The organism is Actinoplanes sp. NPDC051494, assembly GCF_044454705.1.
Classification (GTDB): Bacteria; Actinomycetota; Actinomycetes; order Mycobacteriales; family Micromonosporaceae; genus Actinoplanes.
Map to the genome: position 1 here is coordinate 29,445 of NZ_JBITDZ010000003.1, position 15,953 is coordinate 45,397.

Annotated in this window: 15 protein-coding genes; 11 read left to right on the top strand and 4 right to left on the bottom strand. The window is 69.5% G+C overall.

The genetic code is table 11. The features are described from left to right. Positions 1–16 precede the first annotated feature (16 nt). Positions 17–1,330 (top strand): hypothetical protein, encoded by a 1,314-nt coding sequence (locus ACIA6A_RS12585; protein ID WP_396097667.1) that lies wholly within the window; start codon positions 17–19, stop codon positions 1,328–1,330. Between the two features lie 222 nt (positions 1,331–1,552). On the opposite strand, the gene ACIA6A_RS12590 is transcribed toward ACIA6A_RS12585, so the two are convergent. Continuing rightward, a complete protein-coding gene (locus tag ACIA6A_RS12590; protein ID WP_396097668.1) occupies positions 1,553–2,569 on the bottom strand; it encodes an ABC transporter substrate-binding protein in 1,017 nt (338 codons plus the stop codon). 108 nt (positions 2,570–2,677) lie between these two features. Between ACIA6A_RS12590 and panD the strand changes: the two genes are divergently transcribed. From panD to ACIA6A_RS12620, 6 genes are all read left to right on the top strand, one after another. After that, positions 2,678–3,097: an aspartate 1-decarboxylase gene (gene panD / locus ACIA6A_RS12595; protein WP_396097669.1), complete on the top strand. Its 420-nt coding sequence runs from the start codon at positions 2,678–2,680 to the stop codon at positions 3,095–3,097. Positions 3,098–3,131: 34 nt separating this feature from the next. Then, entirely contained in the window at positions 3,132–3,470 is a 339-nt protein-coding gene (locus tag ACIA6A_RS12600; RefSeq protein ID WP_396098527.1) for a hypothetical protein, read from the top strand. Positions 3,471–3,539: 69 nt separating this feature from the next. Further along, a complete protein-coding gene (locus ACIA6A_RS12605; protein ID WP_396098528.1) occupies positions 3,540–4,355 on the top strand; it encodes an SAM-dependent methyltransferase in 816 nt (271 codons plus the stop codon). A 10-nt stretch (positions 4,356–4,365) separates the two neighbouring features. Then, entirely contained in the window at positions 4,366–5,244 is an 879-nt protein-coding gene (locus tag ACIA6A_RS12610; RefSeq protein WP_396097670.1) for a helix-turn-helix domain-containing protein, read from the top strand. A gap of 13 nt (positions 5,245–5,257) precedes the next feature. Further along, positions 5,258–5,785 carry a GNAT family N-acetyltransferase gene (locus ACIA6A_RS12615; protein WP_396097671.1) on the top strand — a complete coding sequence of 176 codons (528 nt, stop codon included), beginning with the start codon at positions 5,258–5,260 and terminating at the stop codon, positions 5,783–5,785. Then, positions 5,782–6,735: an aldo/keto reductase gene (locus ACIA6A_RS12620; protein ID WP_396097672.1), complete on the top strand. Its 954-nt coding sequence runs from the start codon at positions 5,782–5,784 to the stop codon at positions 6,733–6,735. Before ACIA6A_RS12615 ends, ACIA6A_RS12620 begins: the two co-directional genes overlap by 4 nt. On the opposite strand, the gene ACIA6A_RS12625 is transcribed toward ACIA6A_RS12620, so the two are convergent. After that, on the bottom strand, positions 6,729–7,682 hold the full coding sequence (locus ACIA6A_RS12625) for a methionyl-tRNA formyltransferase (protein ID WP_396097673.1): 954 nt from the start codon (positions 7,680–7,682) through the stop codon (positions 6,729–6,731). The two genes, ACIA6A_RS12620 and ACIA6A_RS12625, sit on opposite strands and share 7 nt — an antisense overlap. Positions 7,683–7,782: 100 nt before the next feature. Here ACIA6A_RS12625 and ACIA6A_RS12630 point away from each other — a divergent pair, with 100 nt between their 5' ends. Then, the gene (locus ACIA6A_RS12630; RefSeq protein ID WP_396097674.1) at positions 7,783–9,090 is read left to right on the top strand and encodes a lysine N(6)-hydroxylase/L-ornithine N(5)-oxygenase family protein; all 1,308 of its coding nucleotides are present in this window, start codon (positions 7,783–7,785) and stop codon (positions 9,088–9,090) included. Between the two features lie 648 nt (positions 9,091–9,738). Beyond that, positions 9,739–10,197 carry a hypothetical protein gene (locus ACIA6A_RS12635; protein ID WP_396097675.1) on the top strand — a complete coding sequence of 153 codons (459 nt, stop codon included), beginning with the start codon at positions 9,739–9,741 and terminating at the stop codon, positions 10,195–10,197. A 9-nt stretch (positions 10,198–10,206) separates the two neighbouring features. Here ACIA6A_RS12635 and ACIA6A_RS12640 read toward each other — a convergent pair whose 3' ends face one another. Next, positions 10,207–12,597 carry a glycoside hydrolase family 3 protein gene (locus tag ACIA6A_RS12640; protein ID WP_396097676.1) on the bottom strand — a complete coding sequence of 797 codons (2,391 nt, stop codon included), beginning with the start codon at positions 12,595–12,597 and terminating at the stop codon, positions 10,207–10,209. 62 nt (positions 12,598–12,659) lie between these two features. Between ACIA6A_RS12640 and ACIA6A_RS12645 the strand changes: the two genes are divergently transcribed. Further along, on the top strand, positions 12,660–14,054 hold the full coding sequence (locus ACIA6A_RS12645) for a serine hydrolase domain-containing protein (protein ID WP_396097677.1): 1,395 nt from the start codon (positions 12,660–12,662) through the stop codon (positions 14,052–14,054). A 6-nt stretch (positions 14,055–14,060) separates the two neighbouring features. Here the strand turns inward: ACIA6A_RS12645 and ACIA6A_RS12650 are convergent, their stop codons facing one another. Next, entirely contained in the window at positions 14,061–14,249 is a 189-nt protein-coding gene (locus ACIA6A_RS12650; protein WP_396097678.1) for a hypothetical protein, read from the bottom strand. 558 nt (positions 14,250–14,807) lie between these two features. Here ACIA6A_RS12650 and ACIA6A_RS12655 point away from each other — a divergent pair. Then, positions 14,808–15,866 (top strand): PhoH family protein, encoded by a 1,059-nt coding sequence (locus ACIA6A_RS12655; protein ID WP_396097679.1) that lies wholly within the window; start codon positions 14,808–14,810, stop codon positions 15,864–15,866. Positions 15,867–15,953: the final 87 nt, after the last annotated feature.

Consider the following 15,953-nt stretch of genomic DNA (forward strand, 5'->3'; position numbering starts at 1 on the left):
GCGCAGCCTCGATAGCGTGGACCGTGCCGCATATCTCGCAGACGCGACAGCGGAGATGCACCCCACCCAGCGTTCGCGCCTCCTCAACGGTCCTCGGCCGGGTGATGTTGCTGCCTCGGAGGAAATCTCTCTGAACCGGTTTCCCCGTGACGCACGTGTGGAGGGCGTACGTCTCATCGAGGATCACGGAAGGGGCGCAGAGATGCGATCCACGCGAATGCTTTCCATTGCCGCGGCTGCTGTGAGTGGCGCGCTGCTGCTGTCGGGGTGTGGGGACAAGGCACCCACGGCTTCTGCGCCCGCTCCGGAGTCTTCTGCCGCCGCGGGGGGTGCGGCCGGTTCGGATCAGACGGTGGCCGATAGCACACAGCTGCAGAACGGCACCGCCAAGACCAGTAAAGCCAATCCGGGCACGGGGGACTGGGCGGCTCCTGAAGGCGGTGTCCTCGATGAGGCCAAGATGATCGAGGCGGAGAAGTGGGTGCAGCTCACGGCCACCCGGCTGGAAGGGCTCGGCGAGGTTCTGGTGAACGGTGCCGGGCTCACTCTTTACCGGTTCGATGAGGACGAGGCGAAGCCGTCGAAAGCGACCTGTAACGGCGAGTGTGCGACCACATGGCCGCCGGTGACCGTCAAGGCGGGCGGCAAGGTCTTCATCGCCGGTGTCGACAAGAAGGACGTCGGCTTCGTGAAGCGGGATGACGGCAAGCTGCAGGTGACCGTCGGCGGGTGGCCCGTCTACCGGTTCGCGAAGGACACCAAGGCCGGGGACACCAAGGGGCAGGGTGTCGGGGACACCTGGTTCGGGGTCCGGCCGGACGGGGGCCGGTCCGGTGCGGGCAAGAACGGTGCGGGCCAGGACGCGGCCGAGGAGACTCCGGAGATCGAGGAGAGCACGCCGCCGGCCCAGGGTAAGCAGGGTCAGGGCGAGCAGGGTGAGGGCGAGCAGGGTCAGGGCGAGCAGGGTCAGGGCGAGCAGGGTGAGGGCGAGCAGGGTCAGGGCGAGCAGGGTCAGGGCGAGCAGGAAAACACTCCGGCCAAGCGCGTCGTACTGTTCAGCGGCTTCTCGTTCAATGTCTTCGACGACGAGGCCGCGTCGCAGGTGATCGAGGCGGACACCGTGCCCGACGGGGGTTGTGTCAACGCGATCGACGCGAAGACGGCTTCCTCGATCGCGTTCGACGGGCTGGTCAAGATCTGGAGCGGGCCGGACTGCACGGGGGAATCGAAGGAGCTCGGGGCCGTCAACGCGGAGAACGTCGGTGGTATCGCTGACCTTCGCGACATCGACTTCAACAACAAGATCGCCTCGGTGAAGGTGCTCAGCTGACCGCACGAGAGCTGGCCGGACGGGAGCTGGCCGGACGGGAGCTGGCCGGACGGGAGCTGGCCGGACGAGAGCTGGCCGGACGGGAGCCGGCCGGACGGGAGCCGGACGAACAGCGGGAGCCGGACGAACAGCGGGAGCCGGCCGCGTAGCGCGGGCTGACGGCGTACCGAAGGCATGAAGAAGGCGGCGGGATGAACCCGCCGCCTTCTCTCGTGTCTTGTGTCAGGACTGGTTGGAGAGGTCCGTCACCGCGGTCGCGGGGTCGCCGTCGGTGGCGGCCTTGAGCTGCGGGACCAGCACGTCCAGCGCGTAGAGCAGAGCGTTCGGGCCGCTGTAGGCCAGTGCGCCGCTCAGCGGGGTCTCGAACGACGTGTAGATGGTGCGGTCCTCGGACGCGACCTTGAGGCGGGCGAAGACCGGGGAGGCCAGCATGTCCTTCTTGGTCGCGCCGTTGACGAACAGGACGTCGCGGTCGAGCAGGTCGAGGCGTTCCTCGCTGACCTCGTCCTTGTCGGTCTGGGCGGCGAAGCCGAGCGCGTCGAACAGGGCGCGGCGGGGGTCGTTGGCGCCGAGCAGCCAGTGCACGCCCTTCTCCGGGCCGAAGTCCGCGACCAGGGTCTTGCCGGCGAACTGCGGGTTGGCGGCCTTGGCCTCGGCCACCTTCGCGTTGACCTTGTCCACGAGCGCCTGCGCCTCGGCCGGCTTGCCCAGGGCCTTACCGGTGGTCAGGGTTTGGACGTCCCACGGGGTCTCTTCGTCCGCGTAGTCCTTGGACTGGATGACCGTCGGCGCGATGTCGGAGAGCTTCTTGTACGTCTCCTCGTTGATCGTCTCGTAGACGGCCAGGATGAGGTCGGGCTGCTGCTTGAGGATCGCCTCGAAGTTGATCTCGGCGGAGAACGTGGTGAGCTGCTTGCCGCCGAGAGCGGTCTGCACCCAGGGGTAGGTCGGGTATTCGGTGAACCATTCCCGGGTGGCGACCGGGACGACACCGAGAGCGAGCACCGGGTCCTGGTCGTTCCAGCCGACGGTGACCACTCGCTCGGGCTGCTTCTCGATGGTGGTGGCACCGAACTTGTGCTCGATCGTCACCGGGAAGGCAGCCGCGGAGGAACCCGAGGCCGCGGGGGCGGCGGCGTCGTCGGAGTCGTCAGAGCCGCAGGCGGCGGCCGTGAGGGCGAGCAAGCCTGCGGCCGCGACGGTGAGGACCCGTCGCCAGCCTCGGATGCGGGGGGTCATATGTGCTCCTGTGAGGTGGTCGTCCGTTGGCTCGATAGTGAGGTTAGGTTAGGCTACCTTTGCTTCGCGATGGGGGTATCCCCGCGACCTTTTTGGAGGACCACAGACATGCAGCGGACCCTGCTCGGCGGCAAGATCCACCGCGCCACGGTGACTCAGGCGGACCTGCACTACGTCGGTTCCATCACCATCGACAAGACCCTCATGGACGCCGCCGACCTCGTCGAGGGCGAGCAGGTGCAGGTGGTGGACATCGACAATGGTCAGCGACTGGTGACCTATGTCATCGAGGGTGCGGCCGGCTCCGGCGTGATCGGCATCAACGGCGCGGCCGCCCGGCTGATCTCGGTGGGCGACCTGGTCATCATCATGTCGTTCAAGCAGGTCGAGGAGTCCGAGCGTGCGGACTACGTGTCGCACGTGGCGCACGTCAACGAGCGCAACGAGCTCGTCGAGATCGGCACCGACCCGTCGCAGCCCGTCCCCGGCTCCACGGACCAGATCTCCAGCAAGGTCCTGGTGCACTGAGCAGCGGCAGGAGGGACGGAGGGGCATGGGCGCGCTGACGGTCTGCCGGGACTGCTGCTGCGGCGACGCGGTCAAGCACCCCGGCGTCGATCATGACGCGCAGCTCGAGGCCATCCGAGCCGCGGCCGGCGAACGGCACCGGGTACGCGTCAGCGAGTGCCTCAAGGTCTGTGAACGATCCAATGTGGTCGTGGTGCACCCGGCGCCGGCCGCCCGCCGGGGCGGCGCCCGCCTCGTCTACCTCGGCGACGTCCTCGAAGATCACCAGGTCAGTGCCGTGATGGACTGGATCGATGCCGGTGGGCCGGGCGTCGCGGCGGTCCCGGAGGTCCTCACCGGACGGGTCTTCGATCCGGCCGACTACGCGGACTGACGATCCAGTTCGGGTCTATGCTTGCGCGCGACGATCGAGCAAGTTGCACACGAACCGAAGGATGCGCACGTGGCAGACGGCCCGGCCGCCCCCGGCGGCGAGCGAGATATCCCCAAGCTGGACACGACAGTGCCCCAGACGGCACGGATCTGGAACTACCTGCTCGGCGGTAAGGACAATTTCGCCGTCGACCGGGAGGTCGGCGATCAGATCATCGCCAACCTGCCGCAGCTCGCCGAGAACGCCCGGCTCTCCCGTGCCTACCTCGCGCGGGCGGTGCGCTATCTCGCCGCCGAGCAGGGCATCCGGCAGTTCCTCGACATCGGCACCGGGCTGCCGACCGCGGACAACACCCACGAGGTCGCCCAATCGGTCGATCCGGAGGCCCGGATCGTCTACGTGGACAACGACCCGCTGGTGCTGGCGCACGCCCGCGCGCTGCTGACCACCAGCGAGAAGGGCGCCACCGACTACATCGACGCCGACATCCGCGACAGCGCGACGATCCTCGAGGAGGCCGCGCGCACGCTGGACTTCGACCAGCCGGTCGCGCTCATCCTGATGGGCATCCTCGGTCACGTCGAGTCCGACGACGAGGCCCGGGCGATCATCACGTCCTTCGTGGATCATCTGCCGTCGGGCAGCTTCGTCGCCATGTACGACGGCAGTGACACCAGCCCGGACAACACCGAGGCGGTCCGGATCTGGAACATCTCGGCCAACCCGAAGTACCACCTGCGTACCCCGGAGCGTTTTGTCGGGCTCTTCGAGGGGCTGGAGATCGTCGAGCCGGGTGCGGTGTCGGTGACCCGCTGGCACCCCGAGCCCGGCGCGGAGCTGGCGGATGAGATCGACCAGTACGCCCTTGTCGGCCGTAAGCCGTAACCAGAGAGCCATGCCGGTGAGCGCACCAGAGCAGAACGGCGGGCCCACGGTCCGCCGGCTGCAGCTCGGCGCCCGTCTGCGGAGTCTGCGCCTGGCCGCGGGGATCTCCCGCGACCAGGCCGGCTACGAGATCCGCGGGTCCGAGTCCAAGATCAGCCGGATGGAGCTGGGTCGCGTCGCGTTCAAGGAGCGCGACGTCACCGACCTGCTCAAGCTGTACGGCGTCACCGATGAGGGCGAGCACGAACGGCTGCTCGCCCTGGCCCGGGAGGCGAATTCACCGGGCTGGTGGCACTCGTACGGGGATGTGCTCACCACCTGGTTCCAGAACTATCTGGATCTCGAGCAGGCGGCGGAGCTGATCCGTACGTACGAGATCCAGTTCGTCCCGGGGTTGTTGCAGACCGACGCCTATGCGCGCGCGGTCATCATGCTCGGTCACGGCACCGCCTCGCCCGAGGAGATCGACCGCCGCGCTGACCTGCGGATGGCCCGCAAGCAGCTGCTGACCCGCGAGCAGTCGCCGCGGCTCTGGGCGGTGATCGACGAGGCGGTGCTGCACCGGCCGATCGGTGGCCGCGAGGTGCTGCGCGAGCAGATCCGTTACCTGCTCGACATCTCGACCCATCGCAACGTACGTCTGCAGGTGATCCCGTTCCTGTCCGGTGGCCACGCGGCGGCCGGCGGCGCGTTCTCGATCCTGCGCTTCGCCCACCAGCACCTGCCCGACGTGGTCTACATCGAGCACCTGACCAGCGGTCTTTATCTGGACAAGCGCGAGGACGTCGACCACTACGCCGCGGCGATGGGCCGGCTCGTCATCGAGGCGGAGCAGCCGGACCGTACCCAGGAGATCCTGCGCAAGGCACTGAGGGACCTGGCCGACTGAAATACTGCGTGCCATGCACGTATTCGGGGAGAACGTGAAACTGCGGGCCATGGGCCCGCCCGACGCCGAGGCGCTCTGGACGTGGAACCACGATCCCGAGGTCATGCGCTGGATGCAGGAGAACTACGCCCAGCCCGTCGAACGCACCCGCACGTGGCTCGAGGAACGTCCCCGCAACGACTACGGGGACGTGCTGTTCGGCATCGAGACCCTGTCCGGCGGCACCCTCATCGGCCTGGTGCGCCTGCACGGCGCCGAGCCGGAGACCGGTTGTGCGGTGCTGGACATCTACATCGGCGAGAAGGATCACTGGGGCAAGGGCTACGGGACCGATGCCGTACGCACCGTGTGCCGCTACGGGTTCGACAAGATGCGCCTGCACAAGGTGTCGCTGACGGTTGTCGCGGAGAACGAGCGCGCCCGGAAGGCGTACGAAAGAGTGGGTTTCGTGGTCGAGGGCCGGCTCCGGAGCTGTTTCCGGCGGGACGGCCGCTGGCACGACGAACTGACCATGGGTCTGTTGGAGGGGGAACTGACATGAGGACCACCACGCTCGGCAGCAAGGGCCCCGAGGTCGGGGTCATCGGCCTCGGCTGCATGGGGATGACGCACGCGTACGACATGGCGGTGCCGCGCGACGACGCCACGTCGATCTCGGTGATCCATCAGGCGCTGGACCTGGGGATGACGCTGATCGACACGGCTGATGTGTACGGGCCGTTCACGAACGAGGAGCTTGTCGGGCGCGCGCTGGCGGGTCACCGGGAGCGGGCGGTGCTGGCCACCAAGGTCGGGCTGCTGTCGGCCGGGACGGCGGGGCTGGTGCGCGACGGCAGCCCGGAGCACGTCCGGACGTCGATCGACGAGAGCCTGCGCCGGCTCGGCACCGACCACGTCGACCTGTACCAGCTGCACCGGGTCGACACCGCGGTGCCGATCGAGGAGACCTGGGGTGCCATGGCCGAGGTCGTGGCCGCCGGCAAGGCGCGGCAGATCGGGCTCAGCGAGGTGAACGTCGACGAGATCAAGCGGGCGCAGGCCGTGCATCCGGTGGCGTCGGTGCAGTCCGAGCTGTCGGTCTGGACCCGTGACGTGCTGCCCGACGTGCTGCCGTACTGCGTGGAGCAGGGCATCGCGTTCCTGCCGTTCTCGCCGCTGGGCCGCGGGTTCCTGGCCGGCCGGTTCGCGTCGTTCGACGACCTGCCGCAGGACGACTTCCGTCGTGCGCTGCCGCGGTTCCAGCAGGACGCGCTGCGGGCCAACCTGGAGATCGTCGCCACGGTACGCGCCATCGCCGGCCGGATCGGTGCGACGCCGGCGCAGGTCGCCCTCGCCTGGGTGCTCGCGCAGGGCAATCAGGTCATCCCGATCCCCGGCACGAAGACGCCGAAATACCTGGCGGACAACGCCGGTGCCGCGGCCGTGACGCTCGGCGAGCCGGAACTCGCCGAGCTGAACGCGCTGCCGGCCCCGGAGGGTGGGCGTTACTGAGCGGGCCTGCTCGTGAGGTAGCCGCCCATGGTCGTGAAGTAGTCATGGGCGGCCAGCTCCACGCCGTCCTGGGTGCGTACCCGGGTGATCAGCAGTGCCCTGCTCCGGCCCCGCCGGGCGCCGGCGCCGGCCACCACGGCGACGCCGTCGCCCTCGCGGTAGAAGATCCGGCCCGGGGTGCCACCGTAGACGGCCTCCGAGACACCCGCGGCGACGATCTCCAAGCGCTGTCCCTTGTGGAAGCAGAAAGCCTGCGGGTACGGCGCTGACTGGGCCCGGACCAGCCGGGACAGCTCCTCGGCGGTCCAGGTCCAGTCGATGCGGATGTCCTCCTCCGAGCGCTTGTGGAAGAAGCTCGCCCGGGAGCGGTCCTGCGGCACGAAGTCAGTGCGGCCCGAGGCGATCTCGGCGAGCCCGTCGACGGTGATCGGCCCGAACAACTCCAGCGTCTTGTGGAACAGGTCGGTGGTCGTGTCGTCCGGGCCGACCGGGACCGCGCGCTGCAGCACGATCGGTCCCGCGTCGAGGGTCTCGTCCATGAGGTGCGCGGTCACGCCGACCTCGGGTTCGTCGTTCAGCAGAGCCCAGATCAAGGGCGAGAAGCCGGCGTACGCGGGCAGCAGCGCGTCGTGCACGTTGAGTGTCCCGAACGCGGGCAGGGAGAAGATCCGCGGCGGGATCCAGGTGCGCCAGTTGGTGGCGACGATCACATCCGGGGCGACCTGTTTGAGGGCTTCGTAGAGCTCGTCGTCGTCCGGTCGCTCACGGACCAGGACCGGCACCCCGGCGCCGGTGGCGAGCTCCTCGACGGAGTCCGACCAGACCTTCTCGTAGGCCCCCTCGCTGCGCGGATGGGTGATGACCATGACGACGTCGTGCTCCGAATCCAGTAATGCCTGCAAGGTTCTGTGACCCCACGTTTGGAAGCCGAACATGACGACGCGCATGAATATCTCCCTCATCGAACACCGTGGACGCAGCGGCTGTGGCTTAGGTTAGGCTAACCGAAACTCAGGGTCAGATCGGCCCTGCCGTGAAGGGGCGGACATGTCTGTACCTGAACTCGATGTCGTGGGGATCGGCTTCGGCCCGTCCAACCTGGCCCTGGCCATCGCCGTCTCCGAGCACAATGGCGCCGGCGGTGCCCCGGTCACCACGCGGTTCCTCGAGCGACAGGCCTCCTTCGGCTGGCATCGCGGCATGCTGCTCGACGACGCCACCATGCAGGTGTCCTTCCTCAAGGACCTGGTGACGTTGCGCAACCCGACCAGCGAATTCAGCTTCCTGCGCTACCTGCACACCCGGGGCCGGCTGATCGACTTCATCAACCACAAGAACCTGTTCCCGCTGCGGGCCGAGTTCCACGACTACTTCATGTGGGCCGCCGAGCAGGTCGCCGACCAGGCCACGTACGACGCCGAGGTGCTCTCGGTGACCGCGGTCGAGGACGGCCGGGGCGAGATCTCCGCCGTCGACGTGGTGTCGCGCCAGGGCGGCCGGATCGCCACCCACCGGGCCCGCAACATCGTCATCGGCACCGGTCTGCGGCCCCGGCTCCCGGAGGGCGTCACCGCCTCCGAGCACATCTGGCACACCAGCGACCTGCTGCACAACCTGCCCCGGGTGCGTGGCACCGCTCCCCGCCGCTTCGTGGTGGTGGGCGCCGGGCAGAGCGCCGCCGAGGCGGTCGCGACGCTGCACACCGCATTCCCCGAGGCCGAGGTCTGCGCGGTCTTCTCCCGGTACGGGTACTCGCCGGCCGACGACAGCTCCTTCGCCAACCGCATCTTCGACCCGCAGGCCGTGGACGAGTTCTACAACGCACCGGAGAACGTCAAGCGGCAGCTCATGGACTACCACGGCAACACGAACTACTCGGTCGTCGACATCGACCTGATCGACGACCTGTACCGCCGGGCGTACCAGGAGAAGGTCCTGGGCCGGGAGCGGCTCCGCATGATCAACATGTCCCGGATGGTCCAGGTGACCGACACCCCCGGCGGCGCCGTCGCGAGCGTCCAGTCGCTGGTGACCGGCGAGGTGACCACCATCGAGGCGGACGTCGTGGTCTGTGCGACGGGATACCACCAGGCCGACCCGTACGCCGTCCTCGGTGACGTGGCGGACCTCTGCGGCCGTGACGAGCAGGGCCGCCCCCGGGTCGAACGGGATTACCGCGCGGCGACCGATCCGAGGCTGCGGGTGGGGGTCTACCTCCAGGGCGGCACCGAGCACACGCACGGCATCACCTCGGCCCTGCTCTCGAACACCGCGATCCGCGTCGGCGAGATCGTCGACTCGGTCGTCACCCGCCGCTCGGCACCGACCCCGGCCCACGTCCCGGTCGGAGTCTGACCGCCGCCCGCCCCCGCGTCTCCCGGTCGGCTAGCGGCCGCCGCCCGGCCCATGTCTCCCGGCCGGCTTCCGGCCGCCGCCCGGCCCATGTCTCCCGGTCGGCTTCCGGCCGCCGCCCGGCTCACGTCCCCGGTCGGCGGGTTGACCGCCGGCCGGTCCGGGAAGGGCATGGCAGGCCTCTGCGGTCCGGGAGGGCGTGGTAGGCCCCTGCGATCCGGGACGGCGTGACGGGACCCTCCGGGACGGGCGATTTGTCGGAGTTGGACTGGTGTCGACTGTCACATCTGTCGGCACCGAGAAATCTCACTCTCCGTACATCGTCAGGGCCGCAGGGTGCTCGCAGAAGGCCTGTAATGACGCCGTTCCGCTCAGTCAACAGGCCTCCGCCGAAGATATTTCGGTGAACAGCCGGTTTCCGGGAAAAGCTTCTGGCATCGGTGGTTGTCAACCGGCCACGGCCGTCACGGAACGTTGATCTGGCCTCTGACCTGCGGTTTCACGAATTGCGCCGGGTAAAGATCGACTGAACTTCTACTGTCGACTCATCCGTTCAGCCGGACTGCGTACATGATCGTTGTTCTTGTTCGTCGCATAGTGGAAACTTCGTCCTCGCGTTGATCCCTCCCCCTCGACGCTCAAGGACGTGTGATGAGTCACCCCCACGAAACCGCCTCTCCGACCGCCAAAAAGCGCAGCCCGCTGCCCTGGGTGCTGTTCGCTGTCTTCCTTGTCGCCCTCGGCGTGGTGCTCGTGCCGCGCCTGCTCAGCAAGCCCGCGGCACCGTCCCCGGTCGCCGAGAGCGAAGCCGACCCGCTGCTCGTCTCGGTCGGCAAGTGCGACGCCGGCAAGACCGGGCTCGTGAAGGTCTCCGAGCAGAACACCAAGCTCACCGTGAACGGCGCCGGCAAGAGCTTCCCCGTCGGTCTCGACGAGAAGGCGATGGACTGCGTTCTCGAGACGCTCGGCATCCCGGGCGCGCTCAGCTCGCGGATGTCGACCACGGTCGGCGCCGACGGCCGCCTCGAAGGTGAATGGCCCGGGTACAGCGTGACCTGGACGAACGACCCCGAGAAGGGGCTGGACTTCACGGTCACGCGTACCGAGTGACCTACCGCCTCACAGCGACAGGATGGCCGTGAGGCGCGGATCGTCGAGGGCGTGCGCGGCGGTGACCGCGTACGTCCCGGGGACCGTGTGCCAGCCGTTGTCCCAGATCTGCCAGGTGCGCTCGGGCAGCGGGATCCGGACGGTCACCGACTCACCGGGATGCGCCTCGACCGGCGTGAAACCGGCCAGCCAGCGGGCCGGTCGCTCCGGGACCACCCCGGCCGGCCCGACACCCACCGGGTCCTCGCCGGACGGGCCCACGTACACCTGGACCACCTCGCGCCCGGTGCGGGCACCGGTGTTCGTCAGCGTGACCACCGCCTCGGTCCCCGTCACCGCGAGACTGTCGTATTCCCAGGTCGTGTAGCCCAGGCCGTGGCCGAACGCGTACAGCGGCGGGATACCGGAACGGTCCCACGCCCGGTATCCGATGAAGACCCCCTCGTCGTAACTCACCACGCCGTCGCGCGGCCGCACCGCGAGGACCGGGCAGTCCTGTTCCCGGCGCGGCCAGGTGGTCGGCAGCCGGCCGCCCGGCTCGCGCACACCCAGCAGCACGTCGGCCAGCGCCGCGCCCGCCTCCTGGCCGGGGAACCACGTCAGCACGATCGCCGCCACCTCGCCGGCCCACGGCATCACCACCGGCGAGCCGGCGTTCACCACCACGATCGTGCGGGGGTTCACCGCGGCGACCCGCGCGACGAGCTCGTCCTGCTTGCCCGGCAGCGCGAGCGACGTGCGGTCGAAGCCCTCGGACTCGACCTGCTCGGTGGTGCCGACGACGACGATCGCGACGTCCGCCTCGCGGGCCAGCTCCTCCGCCTCGGCGAGCAGGCTCGCCGCGGAGACCCCGGGACCTTGATGGCCCAGCGTCGCGGAGACCGTGTGCGCCATGCCCCGCTGGAGGGTCTGCCGCAACCTGACCTCGACGGGTACGCCGGAAACGAGCGCGACGACCGCCCGATGCTCCCGTGGTGACAGCAGCAGGTCCGCCCGGCCGGTGCCGGCCGGATGCAGGGAACCGGCATAGAGCTCGTGCTCACCGACCCACAGTTCGAAGCTGCCGAAACCGGACACCGCGAACGTGTGCTCGCCGTCCTCGGTGGGCGTGAACGTGGTCCGCAGCTCGACCCCGGTCACCTCGTCCACCGCCGTCGCGCCGGGCAGGTCACCGATCCAGCGCACCGCGGCCACCGGCACCTCGAACGTGTGGTCCGCGCCGAGCAGCGTCACCTGGGTCGGCGCGGGGAGCGCGGACAGGAACGGGCGCGGGTCGGCACCGACCGCGTATCTGACGTCGACCCCGGGCAGCGCCCGGGCCAGCCCCTCGACGGGAGAGACGACGTGCGGCGGGGACACCTGGGCACTGCCGCCACCGAGCACCCGGGCGTCGGCGGCGAGCGCGCCGATCACCGCGACCCCGGTCAGGGCGGTGGCCTCCAGCGGCAACGCGAAGTGCTCGTTACGGACCAGCACGAACGACCGCGCCGCCACGTCGTGCGCGACCGCGTCACCGTCCAGCTCCGGCAGCTCCGGAACCGCCACGTCGCCCAGCGCGCCGACCCGGGCCGCCAGCCGGAGCACCCTTCGTACCTTGTCGTCGATCAGATCCTCGGAGACCTTGCCGTCGCGCACCGCCGCGACCAGGTGCGGCCCCCAGGGGTTCTCCAGGGCGGGCATGGCGATGTCGAGCCCGCCGAGCGCCGCACCCACCGTGTCGCGGGCGGCCCGCCAGTCGGAGACCACCACCCCGTCGAAGCCCCAGTCGTCCTTGAGCACGCCGGTCTGCAGCGGCCCGTTCGCCGCCATCGGCAGACCGTTGACGCCGTTGTAGGCGCTCATCACACCCCAGCCGCCGGCCGCCACGACGCGTTCGAACGGCGCCAGGTAGACCTCGCGCAGCGCGCGTTCGCCGATGCGCACGTCGACGGTCATCCGCTCGGTCTCGAAGTCATTGCCCACCAGGTGCTTCACCGTCGTGCCGACACCGTGGTCCTGGACGCCGACGACGAACCCGGCGCCGATCTCGCCGGAGAGCAGCGGGTCCTCGGAGTAGCACTCGAAGTGCCGCCCGCCCAGCGGGGTGCGCTGCAGGTTGACCGTCGGGCCCAGCAGCACGTGCACACCCTTGCGGCGGGACTCCTGGCCCAGCAGCCGGCCGGCGGTGCGGGCCAGCGCCGGGTCCCAGGTCGCGGCGAGCGCGGTGGGGGAGGGCAGGGCGATCGACGGGTCCTCCGGGGCCCAGCCGGTGCCGCGTACCCCGATGGGACCGTCGGACATGACCAGCGAGCGCAGTCCGATCCGCGGTATCGCGGGCAGTGACCAGAAGTCCTGACCGCCCAGCAGTGACACCTTCTCCTCCAGCGTCAACTGCTTGACCAGGTCGTCCGTAACATCCATGGAAGCGCTCCCATCCTTGGCAGTGGCGCCGATCGTACGTACGGCCACTTTAGGATCTTCCGGTGACCTCCGAACGCTTGATCATCGCCCAGCGACGACTGGAACGCGCCGCCCGCCGGGCCCAGGCCGACGGCCGGGTGCCCGCGCTGTCCGTGGCGCTGCACCGCGCCGACCGCCCGCTCTGGGCGTTCACCGTCGGTGACTCCGGCAACCCGGGCCACCCGCTCGACGCCGGCAGCCGCTTCCGGATCGGCTCGGTGACCAAGACGTTCACGGCGGTCCTGGTGCTGCAGGCCCGCGACGACGGCCTGCTCGACCTCGACGACCCGGTCTCCGCCCACCTCGACGTGCCCGCCCACGGCGCGGCGACCATCCGGCACCTGCTCTCGCACACCGCCGGCTTCCAGCGCGAACCCCACGGCGACGTCTGGGACACCCTGATCGCCCCCGGCGACCGCGAACTGCTCGCCGACCTAGCCCGCGCCGAACGGGTACTTCCCAACGGCCGGCGCTACCACTACTCCAACCTGGGCCTGGCGGTGCTCGGCCAGCTCGTCGCCCACCTGCGCGGCGGCACCTGGCAGACGGTGCTGCGCGAACGGATCCTCGAACCGCTCGGCCTGACCGCGACCGAGGTCGAGCCACCCGCCGACGCCGCGGTCGGCTACCTCGTCGACGCCTACTCCGACGCCGCCCGCCCGGAACCCCAGCTGCACCTCGGCGGCGCGTCCCCGGCCGCCCAGCTCTGGAGCACCGCCGGCGACATGGCCCGCTGGGCCGCGTTCCTCACCAGCCCGGAGATCGTCGACCCGGGCGCGCGGGTGCTCGCCCCGGCGACCCTCGACGAGATGCGCTGGCCGCGGACCACCACCGACGAGACGATGTGGGCCGGCGGTTTCGGCCTCGGCCTCATCCTCTTCCCGCAGGGCAAAAGGGTCATGCACGTCGGCCATGACGGCGCGATGCCCGGCTTCCTCGCCGGCGTCTACGGCCGCCGCGGCGGCGAGGGCAACCCGGGCGCGCTGGGAGCGGCGGTCCTGGGCTCCTCCGGAACCGCCGGCGAGATCAACGAACTGGTCCACGACCTGCTGCGCGTCGCGGTCGAGGAGGACCCGGCGGACATCGCGGTCTGGCGGCCGGGCGCCGCGGCCCCGCCGGGATACCGATCCGTGCTCGGACCGTGGTGGGGTGAGGGCTTCCAGCACGTCTTCAGCTGGCACGACGGAGCCCTCCAGGCCCGTGGTGCGGACGCCCCGGCGGACCGCCCACCGTCGATCTTCCGCCCACTGCCCGAAAACCCCGACCTGCTGCGTACGGTCTCCGGGCGCGAAGTCGGCGAACTGCTCCGTCTCACCCGGGACGACGCGGGAACGGTGGTCCGTATGCACTGGGCCACCTACCGCTTCACCCGGGTCCAGGAGACCTTCGACGGCGTCTGGATCTCCGAGGGCCCCTGACCCCCTTCACGGCGACCGGAGCACGGGATAGGCGGCGAATGCGATCACCAGGACCCCGGCGAACGCGCTCCCGACCGTCTTGAGGATCTCGATGCCCTCCGCGTGCAGCAGCGCCGCGATGAGTCCCGCGATGGTCGCGACGACCATCGCGGTCAGCACCGCCGCGCCGACGTAGACCCGCACCCGCGGGCTCACGGCCGAACCCCGGTTCGACTACTCCCCGTGTCCGTGCTGTAGCGCACGGAGTAATGTCCGTGGTGGTACATGGCGGTCTCCTCGTTCTCCTCAGCGGGCGTTCGTGGCGGACATGTGTGCTGATGGGCCCCTGGCTGCAACCAGGGGCCCGCGTCATATCGACGCGGCTACCCATTGCATCTCTCTAATTACTCAAGGTAGTGCACATCGTCGCGTCCGCACGCGGTGGCGCGAGTGATTTCGTACGTACTTCGGTTGTTTTTTGGGTACAGAGCAGTTGCTTTTAGGGTGCATTGGGTATCTTGTAGCGTTTTAGATGCATATCCCTGACGAAGCTCCTGCTCCCGGGGCTGGGCACCATCCCGCTCAGCGCGCGTGACGTGTGCCAAGGTCGCCGACCCGGCCCGGAGGCGCCGAAACGGGCCGTAATGGCCTCGGCGGGGCCGCACCCGAGCGGATACGATGGCACGACCCTTCGCGCGCGCCGCCGCAACCAGGCGGGGCCGGGACAGAGAGCCGAGACAGAGAGCAGGTGGCATAGGCCGTACGGCCGCCCCTATGACCGGCACCGAACACAGCAGTGCCGCCGCTCGGGTGCAGACCAAGATCTCGGTCGCTGATCCGAAGATCATGGTCAACCTGCTCGGCCCCAAGGACGAGATCCTCCGATTCGTCGAGCGGACTCTCGCCAGTGACGTGCACGTGCGTGGCAACGAGATCACCATCACCGGAGCCCCCGCCGACAACGCGACCGCCGAGCGGCTCTTCTCCGAGCTCATCGAGCTCATCGAGAAGGGCGAGACGCTGTCGCTCGACGCCGTCCGGCGCACCGTCGCCATGCTCGAGCAGAACACCACCGAGCGGCCGGCCGACGTCCTCACCCTCAACATCCTGTCCCGGCGCGGGCGCACCATCCGGCCCAAGACGCTGGGTCAGAAGCGCTACGTCGACGCCATCGACGAGAACACGATCGTGTTCGGGATCGGCCCCGCCGGCACCGGCAAGACGTACCTCGCCATGGCCAAGGCCGTGCAGGCGCTGCAGGCCAAGCAGGTCAGCCGGATCATCCTCACCCGCCCGGCCGTCGAGGCCGGCGAGCGGCTCGGCTTCCTGCCCGGCACGCTCAACGAGAAGATCGACCCCTACCTGCGCCCGCTGTACGACGCCCTGCACGACATGCTCGACCCCGAGACGATCCCGCGTCTCATGCAGGCCGGCACCATCGAGGTCGCCCCCTTGGCCTATATGCGCGGTAGGACATTGAACGACGCGTTCATCATTCTCGACGAGGCGCAGAACACGACTCCCGAGCAGATGAAGATGTTCCTGACCCGGCTCGGGTTCGGCGCCAAGATCGTGGTCACCGGCGACGTCACCCAGGTCGACCTGCCCGGCGGGACGACCAGCGGGCTGCGGATCGTGCGGGACATCCTCAAGGGTGTCGACGACGTGCACTTCGCCGAGCTCTCGTCCTCCGACGTGGTCCGCCACCGGCTGGTCGCGGAGATCGTCGACGCGTACGCCCGCTACGACGCCGAGCTGGAGCAGGCCGACCAGCAGACGGTCCGCGCGGTCCCGGGCCGGGCCGCGGGTGACCGGAGCAACCGGCGCCGCTGACACCCGGGCAGCCAACGGCGGCGCACAATGAAGGCGTGTCACAACTTCACATGTCGGCCCGGACCGGTGCTCAACCGGCCCGGGCCG

Excerpts from the sequence above, each read along its gene's own strand:
- ACIA6A_RS12590 (WP_396097668.1), bottom strand. The coding sequence starts at position 2,569 with ATGACCCCCCGCATCCGAGGCTGGCGACGGGTCCTCACCGTCGCGGCC.
- panD (WP_396097669.1), top strand. The coding sequence starts at position 2,678 with ATGCAGCGGACCCTGCTCGGCGGCAAGATCCACCGCGCCACGGTGACT.
- ACIA6A_RS12610 (WP_396097670.1), top strand. The coding sequence starts at position 4,366 with ATGCCGGTGAGCGCACCAGAGCAGAACGGCGGGCCCACGGTCCGCCGG.
- ACIA6A_RS12615 (WP_396097671.1), top strand. The coding sequence starts at position 5,258 with ATGCACGTATTCGGGGAGAACGTGAAACTGCGGGCCATGGGCCCGCCC.
- ACIA6A_RS12620 (WP_396097672.1), top strand. The coding sequence starts at position 5,782 with ATGAGGACCACCACGCTCGGCAGCAAGGGCCCCGAGGTCGGGGTCATC.
- ACIA6A_RS12625 (WP_396097673.1), bottom strand. The coding sequence starts at position 7,682 with ATGCGCGTCGTCATGTTCGGCTTCCAAACGTGGGGTCACAGAACCTTG.
- ACIA6A_RS12630 (WP_396097674.1), top strand. The coding sequence starts at position 7,783 with ATGTCTGTACCTGAACTCGATGTCGTGGGGATCGGCTTCGGCCCGTCC.
- ACIA6A_RS12635 (WP_396097675.1), top strand. The coding sequence starts at position 9,739 with ATGAGTCACCCCCACGAAACCGCCTCTCCGACCGCCAAAAAGCGCAGC.
- ACIA6A_RS12640 (WP_396097676.1), bottom strand. The coding sequence starts at position 12,597 with ATGGATGTTACGGACGACCTGGTCAAGCAGTTGACGCTGGAGGAGAAG.
- ACIA6A_RS12655 (WP_396097679.1), top strand. The coding sequence starts at position 14,808 with ATGACCGGCACCGAACACAGCAGTGCCGCCGCTCGGGTGCAGACCAAG.